Origin of the sequence: Kitasatospora sp. NPDC059646, assembly GCF_042734615.1 — a bacterium.
In the GTDB taxonomy this organism is placed as follows: domain Bacteria; phylum Actinomycetota; class Actinomycetes; order Streptomycetales; family Streptomycetaceae; genus Kitasatospora.
Genome location: NZ_JBHWDS010000071.1, coordinates 21,038 through 37,703, shown reverse-complemented (window position 1 = coordinate 37,703; position 16,666 = coordinate 21,038). Strand labels below are relative to the sequence as shown.

Here is a 16,666-nt window from a genome sequence, read left to right as displayed (position 1 = left end):
CCATCGGGGGCGTGCGGGGCGGCGAGCCACTCCCGCACGCCCCCGATGGCGCACCCCCGTCAGCCGATGTCCGTCGGGTCGACCCGGATCCGCACCGTCTCCGCGCCCTTCAGCGCCAGCCGCGCGATCTGCGCCGCCTTCAACGCCGAAGCCAGCGCCGCCCCCTGCCCGGGGGCGACCCGTACCAGCGCCCGCTCCGCCGTCTCCCCCTTCGGCCCGCCGTAGACCGGCACCGGCCCGAGCACGTCCGCCCCGTCCGGCAGCCGCAGCAGGCCGAGCAGGTCCGCGACGGCCTGCGGCGGCCCCGTCACGGACGCCATCCGCGACACCGGCGGGAACCTGAGCTCCTCCCGCTCGTCCAGTTCCATGCCCGCGTGCCCGGCGGGATCCCAGCGCACGAGCGCCTGCACGGCGCGCGCCGCGGCCTCCGCGACCACCACCACCGTCCCGCCCTCCCCCGCCGGGCGGACCAGCGACGCGGCCGTCAGCCACCGCCGCACGGCCTCCTCGCCGGCCCGCAGGTCGGGCCGGTTGAGCAGGGCCCACCCGTCCAGCAGCAGCGCCGCCGCGTACCCCGGCCCCTCCGCCACCGGCTCCGCGCCCGGCGTCGAGATCACCAGCGCGGGAGCGGCCGGCACGGAGGCGAGCACCGCCTCCCGCCCGGACGTCCGCACCGGCACGCGCGGGAACGCCTTCCCGAGCTCCTCCGCCGTCCGCCGGACGCCGACCACCTGGGCCCGCAGCCGGAACGACCCGCACTCCGGGCAGTGCCAGTCGTGCTCCTCCGTCCCGCACCACGCGCAGACGAGCGCGGCGTCCGCACCCGGGGACTCCAGCGGTCCGCCGCACGCCCGGCAGCGCACGGGCTCGCGGCACCGCCCGCACGCCAGCCGGGGCGCGTAGCCCCGCCGCGGGACCTGGATCAGCACCGGACCGCGCGCAAGCGCCTCCCGCGCCGTCTCCCACGCCACCGACGGCAGCCGTGCGGCCTGCGCGGCGGCGTCCCGCGCCTGGTCGTGCTCGGTGACGGTCCGCACCCTGGGCGCGACCTGCCGGACGACCTCCCGCGGCGCGGCCAGCGGCCGCGCCCACCCGCTGCGCACCAGCTGCGCGGCCTCGACCGTCGTCGAGACGCCGCCCAGCAGCATCGCCGCGCCCTCCTCCGCGGCGCGCAGCAGCGCCACCTCCCGCACGTGCGGGTACGGCGCGTTGGGGTCGGCGTGACTGCTGTCGCCGTCCGACCACACGACGACCAGGCCCAGGTCCCGGACCGGCGCGAACACCGCCGCCCGGGTGCCGATCGCGGCGTGCACCGAGCCCCGGCTGACGGCCAGCCAGCGCCGGTACCGCTCCTGCGGCCCGGCCTCGGCGGCCAGCACCGCGTGCCGGCCCTCCCCGAGCACGCCGCGCAGCGCGGCGTCCACCCGGGCGACCGAGCGCCCGTCGGGCAGCACCACCAGCGCGCCGCGCCCGGAGGACAGCGCGGCGGCCACCGCCCGCGCGATCTCGAACGGCCACTCCGGCCCGGGCAGCGCCGTCCACACGGCGCGCGGGGCGTGCCCGCCGGCCAGCGAGGCCAGGAAGTCCGCGCCGTGCGCGTACCGCTCCCAACTGCCCGCCGCCGGTGCTCCGGGCGGCGGCAGCGGCCGCGGCGAGGGCTCCGCCTCCGCCCCCGCGTGGCGCGGCGGGATAGCCAGCTGCAACACGTCCGCCAGGGTGCCCGCGTAGCGGTCGGCGACGGCCCGGCAGAGCCGCAGCAGCCGTGGCGTCAGCACCTGTTCGGGGGACAGCACCCGCGCCAGCGGGGCGAGCGGGCCCGCGTAGTCGGAGTCGTCCCGCCGCTCGACGATGAACCCGTCGTGCAGGGCGCCGCCCTCGCGCCGCCCGTGCGCGCCGACCCGCCCGCCGAACCGGACCCGGACCCGGACGCCGGGCCGGGCGTCCTCGGACATCGCCTCGGGCACCGCGTAGTCGAAGTACTGGTCGAGGCTGAGCACGCCCTTGTCGACCAGGACCCGGGCCACCGGCTGCCGCTCCGCCATGACGACCCCGCGCGCGGCTCTCGGCTTCGCCCGGCGCACCGTCTCCCGGATGAACGCCAACTGCTCCCCGGCCCCGTCCGCGCTGCTCACGCCCCCCAACCTATCCGACGGCGCCGACAGGACGACGAAGCCGCCCGCCGGGGGATTCCCCTCGACGGGCGGCGACGACAGCAGGCGGTGCGGGCTCAGCCGGCGACGGCGGCCTTCAGCGCGTCCACCCGGTCGGTGCGCTCCCAGGTGAAGTCCGGCAGCTCGCGGCCGAAGTGGCCGTAGGCCGCGGTCTGCGAGTAGATCGGGCGCAGCAGGTCCAGGTCGCGGATGATCGCGGCCGGGCGCAGGTCGAAGACCTTGCTGACGGCTTCCTGGATCTTCAGCACCGGGACGGTCTCGGTGCCGAAGGTCTCCACGAACAGACCGACCGGCTCGGCCTTGCCGATCGCGTACGCGACCTGCACCTCGGCGCGCTTGGCGAGGCCAGCGGCGACGATGTTCTTCGCCACCCAGCGCATCGCGTACGCGGCGGAGCGGTCGACCTTGGACGGGTCCTTGCCGGAGAAGGCGCCGCCGCCGTGGCGGGCCATGCCGCCGTAGGTGTCGATGATGATCTTGCGGCCGGTGAGGCCGGCGTCGCCCATCGGGCCGCCGATCTCGAAGCGGCCGGTCGGGTTGACCAGCAGGCGGTAGCCCTCGGTGGTGAGCTTGATGCCCTGGTCGGCGAGCGCCTTGAGCTCCGGCTCGACCACGAACTCGCGGATGTCCGGGGTGAGCAGCGACTCCAGGTCGATGTCCGAGGCGTGCTGCGAGGAGACCACGACGGTGTCCAGTCGCACGGCGCGGTCGCCGTCGTACTCGATGGTGACCTGGGTCTTGCCGTCGGGGCGCAGGTACGGGATGGTCCCGTTCTTGCGGACCTCGGTCAGGCGGCGGGAGAGCCGGTGCGCCAGGGTGATCGGCAGCGGCATCAGCTCGGGGGTGTCGTCGCACGCGTAGCCGAACATCAGGCCCTGGTCGCCGGCGCCCTGCCGGTCCAGCTCGTCCTCGACGTCGCCCTCGACGCGGTGCTCGTGCGCGGTGTCCACGCCCTGCGCGATGTCCGGGGACTGCGAGCCGATCGAGACCGAGACGCCGCAGGAGGCGCCGTCGAAGCCCTTCTTCGACGAGTCGTAGCCGATCTCCAGGATCTTCTCCCGGACGAGCTGGGCGATCGGCGCGTACGCCTTGGTGGTGACCTCACCGGCGATGTGCACCAGACCGGTGGTGATCAGGGTCTCCACGGCGACGCGGGAGGTCGGGTCGTCCTTGAGGAGGGCGTCCAGAATGGTGTCGCTGATCTGGTCAGCGATCTTGTCGGGGTGGCCCTCGGTGACGGACTCCGAGGTGAACAGGCGGCGAGACACAGCGCTCCCTGGGGTTGCAGCGGCTGCTGACTGAATGCGCTCGGAAGTCCCGAGGCATCCGGAAAGACTTGATTCCTGGTGTGGAGTGTAACGGTCGGCTACCGATCGCGGGCACTCTCCGTAGAGGTTCGGACGTGTCCGCGATACGGATCACATCTGCGCGAAACCGAGCGAAACACTCCGGGCACGACCCGGGCCGTTCCCAACTGGCGGAGCGGCCCGGGGCGTTGCGAGGTCAGCGGGCTCGGGGGCCGGTCAGCCGGGCCGCGACCTGGTCCCAGATCGCGTCGGCCAGCACGTCCTTCGGACCGTCCGCGATGTGGACCTCCGAGCCGTCGGCGCCGAGCAGCACCGCGCTGTTGGTGTCCTGGCCGAACGCCTTGCCGTCGCCGACCTCGTTGACCACCAGCAGGTCGCAGCCCTTGCGGGCGAGCTTGGCGCGGCCGTTGGCCAGCACGTCGTCGGTCTCGGCGGCGAAGCCGACCACCAGCTGCCCCGGCCGGGCCCGGTCGGCGGAGATCTCGGCCAGCACGTCGGGGTTGCGGACCAGCACGACCGGCGCGGGGTCGACCCCGTCCACCTTCTTGATCTTGCCGGTGGCGTACTCGGCGGGCCGGAAGTCGGCGACGGCGGCGGCCATCACCACCGCGTCGGCCTCGGCGGCGGCCTTCAGCACGGCGTCGCGCAGCTGCAGCGCGGTGCCGACCCGTACCACGTCGACCCCGGCCGGGTCGGGCAGCGCCGTGTTGGCGGCGACCAGGGTGACCCGGGCGCCGCGGGCGGCGGCGGTGGCGGCCAGCGCGTAGCCCTGCTTGCCGGACGAGCGGTTGCCGAGGAAGCGCACCGGGTCCAGCGGCTCCCGGGTGCCGCCCGCGGAGACCACCACGTGACGGCCCGTCAGGTCGGGCTCCCGCACGCCGCGGGCCAGCACCCGGCGGCAGGCGGCGAAGATCTCGCCGGGGTCGGGCAGCCGGCCCTTGCCGGTGTCGACGCCGGTCAGCCGGCCGACCGCGGGCTCGATGACGATCGCGCCGCGGCGGCGCAGCGTGGCCACGTTCTCCTGGGTGGCGGGGTGCTCCCACATCTCGGTGTGCATGGCGGGTGCGAACACCACCGGGCAGCGCGCGGTCAGCAGGGTGTTGGTGAGCAGGTCGTCGGCGAGGCCGTGCGCGGCCTTGGCGAGCAGGTCGGCGGTGGCGGGGGCGACCACGACCAGGTCGGCCTGCTGCCCGATCCGCACGTGCGGGACCTCGTGCACCCGCTCCCAGGTCTCGGTGGCCGCGGGCCGCCCGGACAGCGCCGCCCAGGTCGCCTCGCCGACGAAGTGCAGCGCGGCGGCGGTCGGCACCACCTGCACCTGGTGCCCGGACTCGGTGAAGCGGCGCAGCAGTTCGCAGGCCTTGTAGGCGGCGATCCCGCCGCTGACACCGAGGACGACACGGGGCGCGGTCATGACGGTCGGTTCTCCTAACGACGGGTCGACCCGCCCACCTTACGACCCGCCGCCGGGCCGTTGCGACGCGCCCGCCCGCACCTGCCCGGACACGCCGAGGGCCCGCCCGGTGCCAGTGGCAGCGGACGGGCCCTCGACCGGGAACGCGGGGCTCAGACGCCCTCGACCGCCTCGGCGGTGAGCAGGCCGGCGTTGATCTCGCGGAGCGCGATCGACAGCGGCTTCTCGTGCACGTGGGTGTCGACCAGCGGGCCGACGTACTCCAGCAGGCCCTCGCCGAGCTGGGAGTAGTACGCGTTGATCTGGCGGGCGCGCTTGGCCGCGTAGATCACCAGGCTGTACTTGGAGTCGGTGGCCTCGAGCAGCTCGTCGATCGGCGGGTTGATGATGCCCTCGGGCGCGGTCATCGAAGAGGACACGCTAAACCTTCCGAAGTGGATTTCATGGACCGGCTGGATGCAGCCGATCCGGTCAGGCTACACCGAGCAAGGCTAGCAGTTCGGCCGCTACCTGCTCGACGGAGGTGTTGACAAGCGTCGTGTCGAACTCCGACTCGGCGGCCAGTTCCACCTTGGCCGCCGCCAGCCGCTCGTCGATGACGTGCTGCGGCTCGGTGCCGCGGCCGGTGAGCCGGCGCACCAGCTCGTCCCAGCTCGGCGGGGCCAGGAAGACCAGCTGGGCCTCCGGCATCGACTCCTTGACCTGCCGGGCGCCCTGGAGGTCGATCTCCAGCAGCACCGGCTCGCCCTTGTCGAGCTTGTCGAGCACCATCTGCCGGGGCGTTCCGTACCGGTTGCCGGCGAACACCGCCCACTCCAGCAGTTCGCCGTTGGCGACCAGCTTGTCGAACTGCTCGTTGTCGACGAAGTGGTACTGCACTCCGTCGCGCTCGCCGGGTCGCGGGTGGCGGGTCGTCGCCGACACCGACAGCCAGACCTCGGGGAACTGCTTCCTCATATGAGCGACGACCGTGCTCTTGCCGACCCCGGAGGGGCCGGAGAGCACGGTCAGCCGCGGACGCTCACTCATGTACCGATTATCCCGGATCGCGGAGGTTCCGCCGACACCGGCCTCCGCTCAGGAGGCGGCGCCGCCGAACTCCCGCTCCAGGGAGGCGATCTGGTTCGTACCGAGGCCCCGCACACGACGGCTCTCGGAGATGCCGAGGCGCTCCATGATCTGCTTGGCGCGGACCTTGCCGACACCCGGCAGGGACTCCAGCAGAGCGGAGACCTTCATCTTGCCGATGACCTCGTCGTCGGACTTGCCGGCCTTGATGACGTCGTGCAGCGAGGCGCCCGAGTGCTTCAGCCGGTTCTTGACGTCGGCACGCTTCCGGCGAGCCTCGGCGGCCTTGGCGAGCGCGGCGGTGCGCTGTTCGGGAGTAAGGGGCGGAAGAGCCACGCCGTTCACCTCAGGTGTGGATGGAAGGGATGAGCCATGACTGGGTTGTGCCCGGACGCCACAGGCTCTGACCTGCGACGGTGGCCGGAACCACCGCCAACTGGCGTCCTACCGCCGGACACTACCCAACTTGGGCCGCCACGTCAGGAAAAGAACACGAAAAGTCCAGGTCAGCAGGGGCTGACCCAGGACTTTTCCGGGCAAATCAGCCGAGTTGACCGCCTCGCGCTCACGCGTTTGTGACGGCCCTCACATCATCGACGAACACCTGCGCGGCCTGTCGCAGCGCCGCGACGGACGGCCCGTGCTTCAGCACGTCACGGCTGACGCTGGGCACCACGTTGCGCACCTGGTCGCCGAACACCCGCGGCAGGTCCCGGGCGGTGGCACCCTGCGCGCCCACGCCGGGCGCCAGCAGCGGACCGTTGATCGCCAGGTCCACGCCGGCGTCGGCGAGCGTCGCACCGACCACCGCGCCGAACGAACCCAGCGGCGCCGCACCGGAGTTCTCCGCCGCGAGGCGCCGCAGTACGGCCTGCGCGACGCTCTCGCCGTCCGCGCCGATCGCCCGCTGCACCTCGTGGCCCTCCGGGTTGGAGGTCAGCGCCAGCGCGAACAGGCCGCAGCCGTTGCGGTGCGCCAGGTCGACGGCGGGCTGGAGCGAGCCGAAGCCCAGGTACGGGCTGACGGTGAGCGCGTCGGAGAACAGCGGGCTGTCCGGGGAGAGGAAGGTCTCCGCGTAGGCGGCCATGGTGGAGCCGATGTCGCCGCGCTTGGCGTCCATCAGCACCAGCGCGCCGGCCTCCCGGGCGTCGGCGACGGTGCGCTCCAGCACCGCGATGCCGCGGCTGCCGAAGCGCTCGAAGAACGCCGACTGCGGCTTCAGCACGGCGACCCGGTCGGCCAGCGCCTCCACCACGGTGCGCGAGAAGCTCTCCAGGCCCGCGAGGTCGTCGTCCAGGCCCCAGGCGGTGAGCAGCGAGCCGTGCGGGTCGATGCCGACGCAGAGCTGGCCGCGGGTGTCGAGGGCGGTCCGCAGGCGGGTGCCGAACGGCGTGGTGTCAGTCATCGTTGTCTTCCTCGTGGTCTCGAACGGTCGGCTGGGCCTGGCGGACGCCCTTGCCGACCGCCTCGCCGATCGATGCGTAGCCGGCGGCGCGCAGGCGGGCGGACAGGCCCTTGTGGACCTTGCGCATCCAGAACGGGCCTTCGTAGATGAACGCGGAGTAGCCCTGGACCAGGTCGGCGCCGGCCAGGATGCGCTGCCAGGCGTCCTCGGCGGTCTCGATGCCGCCGACCGAGACGATCGCGAGCCGGCCGTCGGTGCGCTTGCGCAGGCGCTCCAGCACCTCCAGCGAGCGGGCCTTGAGCGGGGCGCCGGACAGGCCGCCCATGCCGATCTCCTCGATCCGGGCGGCGGGGGTCCGCAGGCCCTCGCGGCCGATCGTGGTGTTGGTGGCGATGATGCCGTCCAGGCCCAGGTGCAGCGCCATGTCGGCGATCTCGTCGATGTCCTCGTCGGCGAGGTCGGGGGCGATCTTCACCAGCAGCGGCACGTGGTGGGTGGTGACCTCGTCCGCGGCCTTGCGGACGTCCCACAGCAGCGGGCCGAGGACCTGCACGGCCTGCAGGTTGCGCAGCCCGGGGGTGTTCGGCGAGGAGACGTTGACGACCAGGTAGTCGGCGTACGGGGCCAGCGCCTTGGCGGACTTCAGGTAGTCGGCGGTGGCCTCGTCCTCCGGGACGACCTTGGTCTTGCCGATGTTGACGCCGATCACCGGGGTGCTGCTGGTGTGCGGGCGGGCGGCCAAGCGGGCGGCGACCCGGGCCGAGCCCTGGTTGTTGAAGCCCATCCGGTTGATCAGCGCCCGGTCCTCGACCAGGCGGAACAGCCGCGGCGCGGGGTTGCCGGGCTGCGCCTCGCCGGTGACGGTGCCGATCTCGACGAAGTCGAAGCCGAGCATCGACAGGCCGTCGATGCCGATGCCGTCCTTGTCGAAGCCCGCGCCGAGGCCGAACGGGCCGGGCAGGTCCAGGCCGAGCGCGGTGGTGCGCAGCTTGGGGTCGCGCGGCGCGAGGACGGCGCGCACCAGCGAGCGCAGGCCGGGCACCGAGTGCGCCAGCCGGATCCAGAAGAACGCCAGGTGGTGGGCCCTCTCCGGGTCCATCTTCTTGAACAGCAGGTTGAACAGCAGCTTGTACACGGGAGTCCTCCGACGGCAGGGACGGCTGGCTGGGCTCGGGCATGGACGTGGGGGGCACCCGGCGCGCGGTGTGCCCCCCACGGTTGTCGGCCTAGCTGCGGCCGGAGTTGATCAGCGCCGCGTGCTCCTGCAGCGACATCACGCCGACCTCGCCGCGGTGCAGCGCGTCGATGCCCTGCACGGCCGCGCCCATCGCCTGCACGGTGGTCAGGCAGGGGACGCCGCGGGAGACCGCGGCGGTGCGGATCTCGTAGCCGTCCATCCGGCCGCCGGTGCCGTACGGGGTGTTGATGATGAGGTCGATGCCGCCCTCGTGGATGAGCTGGACGATGGTCTTCTCGCCGCCCTCGCCCTCGCCCTCGGAGTGCTTGCGCACCACCGTGGCGGGGATGCCGGCCCGCTGCAGCACCTCGGCGGTGCCGGTGGTGGCGAGCAGTTCGAAGCCGAGCTCGACCAGCGCGCGGGCCGGGAAGACCAGGTTGCGCTTGTCGCGGTTGGCGACCGAGACGAACACCTTGCCGCTGGTCGGCAGCGCGCCGTACGCGCCGGTCTGCGACTTGGCGTAGGCGGTGCCGAACACCCGGTCGATGCCCATGACCTCGCCGGTCGAGCGCATCTCCGGGCCGAGCACGGTGTCGACGCCGCGGCCGTGCACGTCGCGGAAGCGCGACCACGGCATCACAGCCTCCTTGACGGAGATCGGCGCGTCGGCGGGCAGCGTGCCGCCGTCGCCGTCCTTGGGCAGCAGGCCCTCGGCGCGCAGCTCGGCGATGGTGGCGCCGAGCGAGATCCGGGCGGCGGCCTTGGCCAGCGGCACGGCGGTCGCCTTGGAGGTGAACGGCACGGTGCGGGAGGCGCGCGGGTTGGCCTCCAGCACGTACAGGATGTCGCCGGACAGCGCGAACTGGATGTTGATCAGGCCGCGGACGCCGACCCCCTTGGCGATGCCCTCGGTGGCGGAGCGCAGGCGCTTGATGTCGAACCCGCCGAGGGTGATCGGCGGCAGCGCGCACGCGGAGTCGCCGGAGTGGATGCCGGCCTCCTCGATGTGCTCCATGACGCCGCCGAGGTACAGCTCCTCGCCGTCGTACAGCGCGTCCACGTCGATCTCGACCGCGTCGTCCAGGAAGCGGTCGATCAGCACCGGGTGCTCGGAGATCAGGCCGGCGTGCCGCTCCAGGTAGGAGGCGAGCGAGGCCTCGTCGTAGACGATCTCCATGCCGCGGCCGCCGAGCACGTAGGACGGGCGGGCGAGGACGGGGTAGCCGATCTCGTCGGCGATGGCCTTGGCCTCGTCGAAGGAGAAGGCGGTGCCGTGCTTGGGCGCGGGCAGGCCCGCCTCCTTCAGCACCCGGCCGAACGCGCCGCGCTCCTCGGCGAGGTGGATCGCCTCGGGCGAGGTGCCGACCACCGGCACGCCATTGTCCTTGAGCGCCTGCGCCAGGCCCAGCGGGGTCTGGCCGCCGAGCTGCACGATGACGCCGGCCAGCGGGCCGGCCTGCTGCTCGGCGTGGACGATCTCCAGCACGTCCTCCAGGGTGAGCGGCTCGAAGTACAGCCGGTCGGAGGTGTCGTAGTCGGTGGAGACGGTCTCCGGGTTGCAGTTGACCATCACGGTCTCGTACCCGGCGTCGGCCAGCGCGAAGGAGGCGTGCACGCAGGAGTAGTCGAACTCGATGCCCTGGCCGATCCGGTTCGGGCCGGAGCCCAGGATGATCACGGCGGGCTTGGTGCGCGGCGCGACCTCGGTCTCCTCGTCGTAGGACGAGTAGAAGTACGGGGTCTTGGCGGCGAACTCGGCGGCGCAGGTGTCGACGGTCTTGAACACCGGGCGGATGCCGAGCGCGTGCCGGACCTCGCGGACCACGTCGGTCTTCAGGCCGCGGATCTCGCCGATCTGCTGGTCGGAGAAGCCGTGCCGCTTGGCGTGGCGCAGCAGCTCCGGGTCGAGCTCGTCGCCCTCGGCGAGCTCGGTGGCGATCTCGTGGATCAGGAAGAGCTGGTCGACGAACCAGGGGTCGATCCGGGTGGCGTCGAACACCTCCTCGGGGGTGGCCCCGGCCCGGATGGCCTGCATGACGGTGTTGATCCGCCCGTCGGTCGGGACGACCGCCTTGGCCAGCAGCTCCGCCTTGTCGCCGGGCTCGCCGACGAAGGTGAACTGCGAGCCCTTCTTCTCCAGCGAGCGCAGCGCCTTGTTCAGCGCCTCCGGGAAGTTGCGGCCCATGGCCATGGCCTCGCCGACCGACTTCATGGTGGTGGTCAGCGTGGCGTCGGCGGACGGGAACTTCTCGAACGCGAACCGCGGCACCTTGACGACCACGTAGTCGAGGGTCGGCTCGAAGGAGGCCGGGGTCTGCTCGGTGATGTCGTTGGGGATCTCGTCCAGCGTGTAGCCGACGGCCAGCTTGGCGGCGATCTTGGCGATCGGGAAGCCGGTGGCCTTCGAGGCGAGCGCGGAGGAGCGGGAGACCCGCGGGTTCATCTCGATGACGATGACCCGGCCGTCCGCGGGGTTGACGGCGAACTGGATGTTGCAGCCGCCGGTGTCGACGCCGACCTCGCGGATCACGGCGATGCCGATGTCGCGGAGGATCTGGTACTCGCGGTCGGTGAGCGTCATCGCCGGGGCGACGGTGATCGAGTCACCGGTGTGCACGCCCATCGGGTCGAAGTTCTCGATGGAGCAGACCACCACGACGTTGTCGTTCTTGTCGCGCATCAGCTCCAGCTCGTACTCCTTCCAGCCGAGGATGGACTCCTCCAGGAGCACCTCGGTGGTCGGCGAGAGGGCCAGACCCTGGCCGGCGATGCGGCGCAGGTCCTCCTCGTCGTGCGCGAAGCCGGAGCCGGCGCCGCCCATGGTGAAGGACGGGCGGACCACGACCGGGTAGCCGCCGAGGGTGTCGACGCCGGCGAGCACGTCCTCCATGGAGTGGCAGATCACCGAGCGGGCGGACTCGCCGTGGCCGATCTTGGCGTTGACGGCCTCGACCACGCCCTTGAACAGCTCGCGGTCCTCGCCCTTGTTGATCGCCTCGACGTCGGCACCGATCAGCTCGACGTCGTACTTCTCCAGCGTGCCGGCCTTGTGCAGGGAGATCGCGGTGTTCAGCGCGGTCTGGCCGCCCAGGGTCGGCAGCAGCGCGTCGGGGCGCTCCTTGGCGATGATCTTCTCGACGAACTCCGGGGTGATCGGCTCGACGTAGGTGGCGTCGGCGATCTCCGGGTCGGTCATGATGGTCGCCGGGTTGGAGTTGACCAGGATGACCCGCAGCCCCTCCGCCTTGAGCACCCGGCAGGCCTGCGTACCCGAGTAGTCGAACTCCGCCGCCTGGCCGATGACGATGGGGCCGGAGCCGATCACCAGGACGGACTTGATGTCGGTGCGCTTAGGCACGCTGGGCCTCCATAAGGCTCACGAAGCGGTCGAAGAGGTAGGCGGCGTCGTGCGGGCCGGCTGCCGCTTCGGGGTGGTACTGCACGCTGAAGGCGGGGACGTCGAGTGCCTGCAGGCCCTCGACCACGTCGTCGTTGAGGCAGACGTGGGAGACCTCGACCCGCCCGAAAGGGGTGTCGCTCACCTTGTCCAGCGGCGCGTTCACGGCGAAGCCGTGGTTGTGGGCGGTCACCTCGACCTTGCCGGTGGTGCGGTCCTGCACCGGCTGGTTGATGCCGCGGTGGCCGTACTTGAGCTTGTAGGTGCCGAACCCGAAGGCCCGGCCGAGGATCTGGTTGCCGAAGCAGATGCCGAAGAACGGGGTCTTCTTCGCCAGCACCTCGCGCAGCACCTCGACCTGGCGGTCGGCGGTGGCCGGGTCGCCGGGGCCGTTGGAGAAGAACACGCCGTCGGGCTGGACGGCGTAGATGTCCTCGACGGTGGCGTGGGCGGGCAGCACGTGCACCTCGATGCCGCGCTCGGCCATCCGGTGCGGGGTCATGCCCTTGATCCCGAGGTCGACGGCGGCGACGGTGAACTTCTTCTCGCCGATCGCGGGGACGACGTAGGCCTCCTTGGTGGCGACCTCGGCGCACAGGTCGGCGCCCTTCATCTCCGGCGCGGACTGCACCTTGGCGAGCAGCTCGGCCTGGTCGGCGAGCGCCGGGCCGGAGAAGATGCCGACCCGCATCGCGCCGCGCTCGCGCAGGTGGCGGGTGAGCGCGCGGGTGTCGATGCCGCTGATGCCGACGACGCCCTGGCGCTCCAGCTCCTCGTCCAGCGAGCGCTTCGCGCGCCAGTTGGAGGCGACCCGGGCGGGGTCGCGGACCACGTAGCCGGACACCCAGATCTGCTGCGACTCGTCGTCCTCGTCGTTCCAGCCGGTGTTGCCGATCTGCGGGGCCGTCATCACGACCACCTGGCGGTGGTAGGACGGGTCGGTCAGGGTCTCCTGGTAGCCGGACATGCCGGTGTTGAAGACCGCCTCGCCGAAGGTCTCGCCGACCGCGCCGTAGGCCTGGCCGCGGAAGGTCCGGCCGTCCTCCAGGACGAGCACGGCAGGCATCCGCTCCCGCCTGGTGCGCTGCGTGGTGGGGGCAGGTGCGGTCATGTCGCGGCCTCTTCCGTCTTCTTCGTCTTCGTACGTGTTACCAGTGCCTCGACGGCCTCGACCCAGGCGTCGTGGTCGGCTGCGGCGTCCAACCGGAAGCCGCTCTCCAACTGCTTGCCGCCGTGCGTCCAGCCGACCACCAGCAGGCCCGAGGGGACCACCTTGCCGGCGATGCCGGAGTCGGTGCGGGCGCCGGTGAGCGCGGCGGCGGGGATCCACAGGTCGTCCGCGCCGGGGCGGCGGGCCAGCAGGCCCTGCTCGGTGAGGGTGAGGTCGGCCAGGCTCCGGGTGCCCAGGCCGTGCGCGACGACCCGGTCCAGCCAGTTCCCGGCGGTGGTGGAGCCGTGGTACCGGCCGGGGCCGGCCAGCAGGGCGTCACCGGGCGCGGCCGGCGCGGCGGGCAGTTCCGGCAGGTCGGACTGCATGGTCCGGCGCCAGTTCCAGCCCTGCCGCATCAGCCAGTAGACCAGCGCGACCAGGATCAGCAGGCCGACCGTCGCCCCGATGTACCCGGGCCAGTCGGTCACCCGGCCTTTTTCGGTGGCGAGCAGCATCAGCGCTCGACCAGTTCGCCGGCGAGCACGGTGGCCTCGCCGCGCAGGAAGGTGGCGTGCACCCGTCCGGGCAGGTCCATGCCCTTGTACGGGCTGTTGCGGGAGCGGGTGGCGAAGGTCTCGGGGTTCACGACACCACGGTACGCGGGATCGAAGAGCACCAGGTTGGCGGGCTCACCCACCGAGACCGGACGTCCGTGGCCGGTGAGCCGTCCGATCCGGGCGGGGCGGTGCGACATCCGGTCCGCGACGCCCTCCCAGTTCAGCAGCCCGGTCTCGACCATGGTCTGCTGAACGACGGACAACGCGGTCTCCAGGCCGACCATGCCCATCGCGGCGACCGCCCACTCGCAGTCCTTGTCCTCGGCCGGGTGCGGGGCGTGGTCGGTGGCGACGGCGTCGATGGTGCCGTCGGCCAGCGCCTCGCGCAGCGCCTCGACGTCCGCGGCGGTGCGCAGCGGCGGGTTGACCTTGTACACCGGGTCGTAGCTGCGGACCAGCTCGTCGGTGAGCAGCAGGTGGTGCGGAGTGACCTCGGCGGTGACGTCCCAGCCCTTGGCCTTGGCCCAGCGGACGATCTCCACCGAGCCGGCGGTGGACAGGTGGCAGATGTGCACCCGGGAGCCGACGTGCGCGGCCAGCAGCACGTCCCGGGCGATGATCGACTCCTCGGCGACGGCGGGCCAGCCGCCGAGGCCCAGCTCGCCGGAGACCAGGCCCTCGTTCATCTGGGCGCCGGCGGTCAGCCGCGGCTCCTGGGCGTGCTGGGCGACGACGCCGTCGAACGCCTTCACGTACTCCAGGGCGCGGCGCATGATGACCGCGTCGTCCACGCACTTGCCGTCGTCGGAGAACACCCGGACGCCGGCGGCGGAGTCGTGCATCGCGCCGAGCTCGGCGAGCTGCTTGCCCTCCAGGCCGACGGTGACGGCGCCGACCGGCTGCACGTCGCAGTAGCCGTACTCCTGGCCGAGCCGCCAGACCTGCTCGACGACGCCGGCGGTGTCGGCGACCGGGAAGGTGTTGGCCATCGCGTGCACGGCGGTGTAGCCGCCCATGGCGGCGGACCGGGTGCCGGTCAGCACGGTCTCGGCGTCCTCGCGGCCGGGCTCGCGCAGGTGGGTGTGCAGGTCGACCAGGCCGGGCAGGGCGATCAGGCCGGTGGCGTCGATCTCGATGTCGGCCTGGACGTCGAGGCTGTCGCCGATCGCGGCGAAGACGCCGTCGACGAGGTGGATGTCCTGGGGGGCGCCGCCGAGGATCTGGGCGTTGCGGATCAGGTAGGTGGTCACTGGGCGGCCTCCAGGGTTTCGGTGCGGGGTGCGTCGGCGACGGTCGCTCCGCCGAGCAGCAGGTACAGGACGGCCATCCGGACCGAGACGCCGTTGGCGACCTGCTCGACCACGGTGCAGCGCGGCGAGTCGGCGACGTCGGCGGTGATCTCCATGCCGCGGACCATCGGGCCGGGGTGCATCACGATGGCGTGCTCCGGCATGGTGGCGAGGCGCAGCCCGTTCAGGCCGTAGCGGCGCGAGTACTCGCGCTCGGTGGGGAAGAACGCGGCGTTCATCCGCTCGCGCTGCACCCGCAGCATCATCACGGCGTCGACCTTCGGCAGCACCGCGTCGAGGTCGTAGGAGACCCGGCAGGGCCAGGTCTCGATGCCGATCGGCAGCAGCGTCGGCGGGGCGACGAAGGTGACCTCCGCGCCGAGCGTGGTCAGCAGGTGCACGTTGGAGCGGGCGACCCGGCTGTGCAGGATGTCGCCGACGATGGCGATCCGGCGGCCGGCCAGGTCGCGGCCGGGGCCCGGGTTGAGGTGCCGGCGCATGGTGAAGGCGTCCAGCAGCGCCTGGGTGGGGTGCTCGTGGGTGCCGTCGCCGGCGTTGATGACGCTGCCGTGCAGCCAGTCGGAGTCGGCGAGGCGGGCCGGCGCGCCGGAGGCGTGGTGGCGGATCACCACGGCGTCGGCGCCCATCGCCTGCAGGGTCAGTGCGGTGTCCTTGAGGCTCTCGCCCTTGGAGACCGAGGAGCCCTTGGCGGAGAAGTTGATGACGTCCGCGCTCAGCCGCTTCTCGGCGACCTCGAAGGAGGTCTTGGTGCGGGTGGAGTCCTCGAAGAACAGGTTGACGACGGTGCGGCCGCGCAGCGTGGGGAGCTTCTTGACGGCCCGTCCGGAGAGCTGGGCGAGCTCCTCGGCAGTGTCCAGGATCAGCAGCGCGTCGTCGCGGCTGAGGTCGGCGGCGGAGACGAGGTGGCGCTTCACGCGGGTTTACTCCGGGAGCTGGGGATCGGCGAGGGCCTGGGAGGAGCGTGCGGCGTAGTCGCGGTCGCCGACCAGGACGGCGTCGCGGCCGTCGGTCTCGGACAGCTGGACCTGCACGGCTTCGCGCAGCGAGGTGGGCAGGTTCTTGCCCACGTAGTCGGCGCGGATGGGGAGTTCGCGGTGGCCGCGGTCGACCAGGACGGCCAGCTGCACGGCGCGCGGGCGGCCGATGTCGCCGAGGGCGTCGAGGGCGGCGCGGATGGTGCGGCCGGAGAACAGCACGTCGTCGACCAGGATCACCAGCTTGCCGTCGATGCCGTCGGCGGGGATCTCGGTGTGCTCCAGGGCCCGGGCGGGCTTCAGCCGCAGGTCGTCCCGGTACATCGTGATGTCCAGCGTGCCGAACGGGATCTCCCGGCCGGTGATCTGGTTGAGCTTGGCGCGCAGGCGGTGGGCCAGGTGGACGCCGCGGGTGTGGATGCCCAGCAGCACGACGTCCTCGGCGCCCTTGGCGCGTTCGACGATCTCGTGGGCGATCCGGGTGACGACCCGGGCGACGTCGGTGGCGTCCAGCACCTGGTGCGGGGCGCGGGGGGTGGAACTGGGTGTGGTCATGCCGAAGCGGACCTCCTTCCCCGCCTCACGGGACGGGTCTTAAAGGATGTCGGGAAGGGTTTCCGGCCGCAGCCGGAGCCTCGCCCATGGTAGCAGTGCGCTGATCTCCGCCCGTTCGCCACGCGTTCGCACGAGTGCCCCATTCGGCTTGACGCGCCACCCTCACTCTACGTAACCTCAC

Annotated in this window: 14 protein-coding genes; all 14 read right to left on the bottom strand. The window is 72.4% G+C overall.

Going from position 1 to position 16,666, the window contains the following annotated elements; translation table 11 throughout:
* Positions 1-59: 59 nt before the first annotated feature.
* Positions 60-2,132, bottom strand: coding sequence for a primosomal protein N' (locus tag ACFV1L_RS33300; RefSeq protein WP_380373241.1), 2,073 nt, complete (start codon positions 2,130-2,132; stop codon positions 60-62).
* A 95-nt stretch (positions 2,133-2,227) separates the two neighbouring features.
* Positions 2,228-3,439 (bottom strand): methionine adenosyltransferase, encoded by a 1,212-nt coding sequence (gene metK, locus ACFV1L_RS33295; RefSeq protein ID WP_380373238.1) that lies wholly within the window; start codon positions 3,437-3,439, stop codon positions 2,228-2,230.
* 235 nt (positions 3,440-3,674) lie between these two features.
* The gene (gene coaBC, locus ACFV1L_RS33290) at positions 3,675-4,892 is read right to left on the bottom strand and encodes a bifunctional phosphopantothenoylcysteine decarboxylase/phosphopantothenate--cysteine ligase CoaBC (protein ID WP_380373236.1); all 1,218 of its coding nucleotides are present in this window, start codon (positions 4,890-4,892) and stop codon (positions 3,675-3,677) included.
* A gap of 152 nt (positions 4,893-5,044) precedes the next feature.
* Positions 5,045-5,311: a DNA-directed RNA polymerase subunit omega gene (rpoZ, locus tag ACFV1L_RS33285; RefSeq protein WP_033258145.1), complete on the bottom strand. Its 267-nt coding sequence runs from the start codon at positions 5,309-5,311 to the stop codon at positions 5,045-5,047.
* 52 nt (positions 5,312-5,363) lie between these two features.
* The gene (gmk, locus tag ACFV1L_RS33280) at positions 5,364-5,921 is read right to left on the bottom strand and encodes a guanylate kinase (RefSeq protein WP_380373234.1); all 558 of its coding nucleotides are present in this window, start codon (positions 5,919-5,921) and stop codon (positions 5,364-5,366) included.
* A gap of 48 nt (positions 5,922-5,969) precedes the next feature.
* Positions 5,970-6,296 (bottom strand): integration host factor, actinobacterial type, encoded by a 327-nt coding sequence (gene mihF / locus ACFV1L_RS33275; RefSeq protein ID WP_030459182.1) that lies wholly within the window; start codon positions 6,294-6,296, stop codon positions 5,970-5,972.
* Positions 6,297-6,525: 229 nt separating this feature from the next.
* The gene (gene pyrF, locus ACFV1L_RS33270; protein ID WP_380373232.1) at positions 6,526-7,365 is read right to left on the bottom strand and encodes an orotidine-5'-phosphate decarboxylase; all 840 of its coding nucleotides are present in this window, start codon (positions 7,363-7,365) and stop codon (positions 6,526-6,528) included.
* Positions 7,358-8,500 carry a quinone-dependent dihydroorotate dehydrogenase gene (locus ACFV1L_RS33265; protein WP_380373229.1) on the bottom strand — a complete coding sequence of 381 codons (1,143 nt, stop codon included), beginning with the start codon at positions 8,498-8,500 and terminating at the stop codon, positions 7,358-7,360. Before ACFV1L_RS33265 ends, pyrF begins: the two co-directional genes overlap by 8 nt.
* 91 nt (positions 8,501-8,591) lie before the next feature.
* A complete protein-coding gene (gene carB, locus ACFV1L_RS33260; protein ID WP_380373226.1) occupies positions 8,592-11,900 on the bottom strand; it encodes a carbamoyl-phosphate synthase large subunit in 3,309 nt (1,102 codons plus the stop codon).
* Positions 11,893-13,050, bottom strand: coding sequence for a glutamine-hydrolyzing carbamoyl-phosphate synthase small subunit (gene carA, locus ACFV1L_RS33255; RefSeq protein ID WP_380373224.1), 1,158 nt, complete (start codon positions 13,048-13,050; stop codon positions 11,893-11,895). Before carA ends, carB begins: the two co-directional genes overlap by 8 nt.
* Positions 13,047-13,604, bottom strand: coding sequence for a hypothetical protein (locus ACFV1L_RS33250; protein WP_380373221.1), 558 nt, complete (start codon positions 13,602-13,604; stop codon positions 13,047-13,049). Before ACFV1L_RS33250 ends, carA begins: the two co-directional genes overlap by 4 nt.
* Positions 13,604-14,896, bottom strand: coding sequence for a dihydroorotase (locus ACFV1L_RS33245; RefSeq protein ID WP_380373218.1), 1,293 nt, complete (start codon positions 14,894-14,896; stop codon positions 13,604-13,606). The genes ACFV1L_RS33250 and ACFV1L_RS33245 overlap by 1 nt, the downstream gene beginning before the upstream one ends.
* A complete protein-coding gene (locus tag ACFV1L_RS33240) occupies positions 14,893-15,870 on the bottom strand; it encodes an aspartate carbamoyltransferase catalytic subunit (RefSeq protein ID WP_380373215.1) in 978 nt (325 codons plus the stop codon). The genes ACFV1L_RS33245 and ACFV1L_RS33240 overlap by 4 nt, the downstream gene beginning before the upstream one ends.
* Positions 15,871-15,876: 6 nt before the next feature.
* Positions 15,877-16,485, bottom strand: a complete 609-nt coding sequence (gene pyrR / locus ACFV1L_RS33235; protein WP_380373213.1) for a bifunctional pyr operon transcriptional regulator/uracil phosphoribosyltransferase PyrR — start codon at positions 16,483-16,485, stop codon at positions 15,877-15,879.
* Between the last annotated feature and the right edge of the window lie 181 nt (positions 16,486-16,666).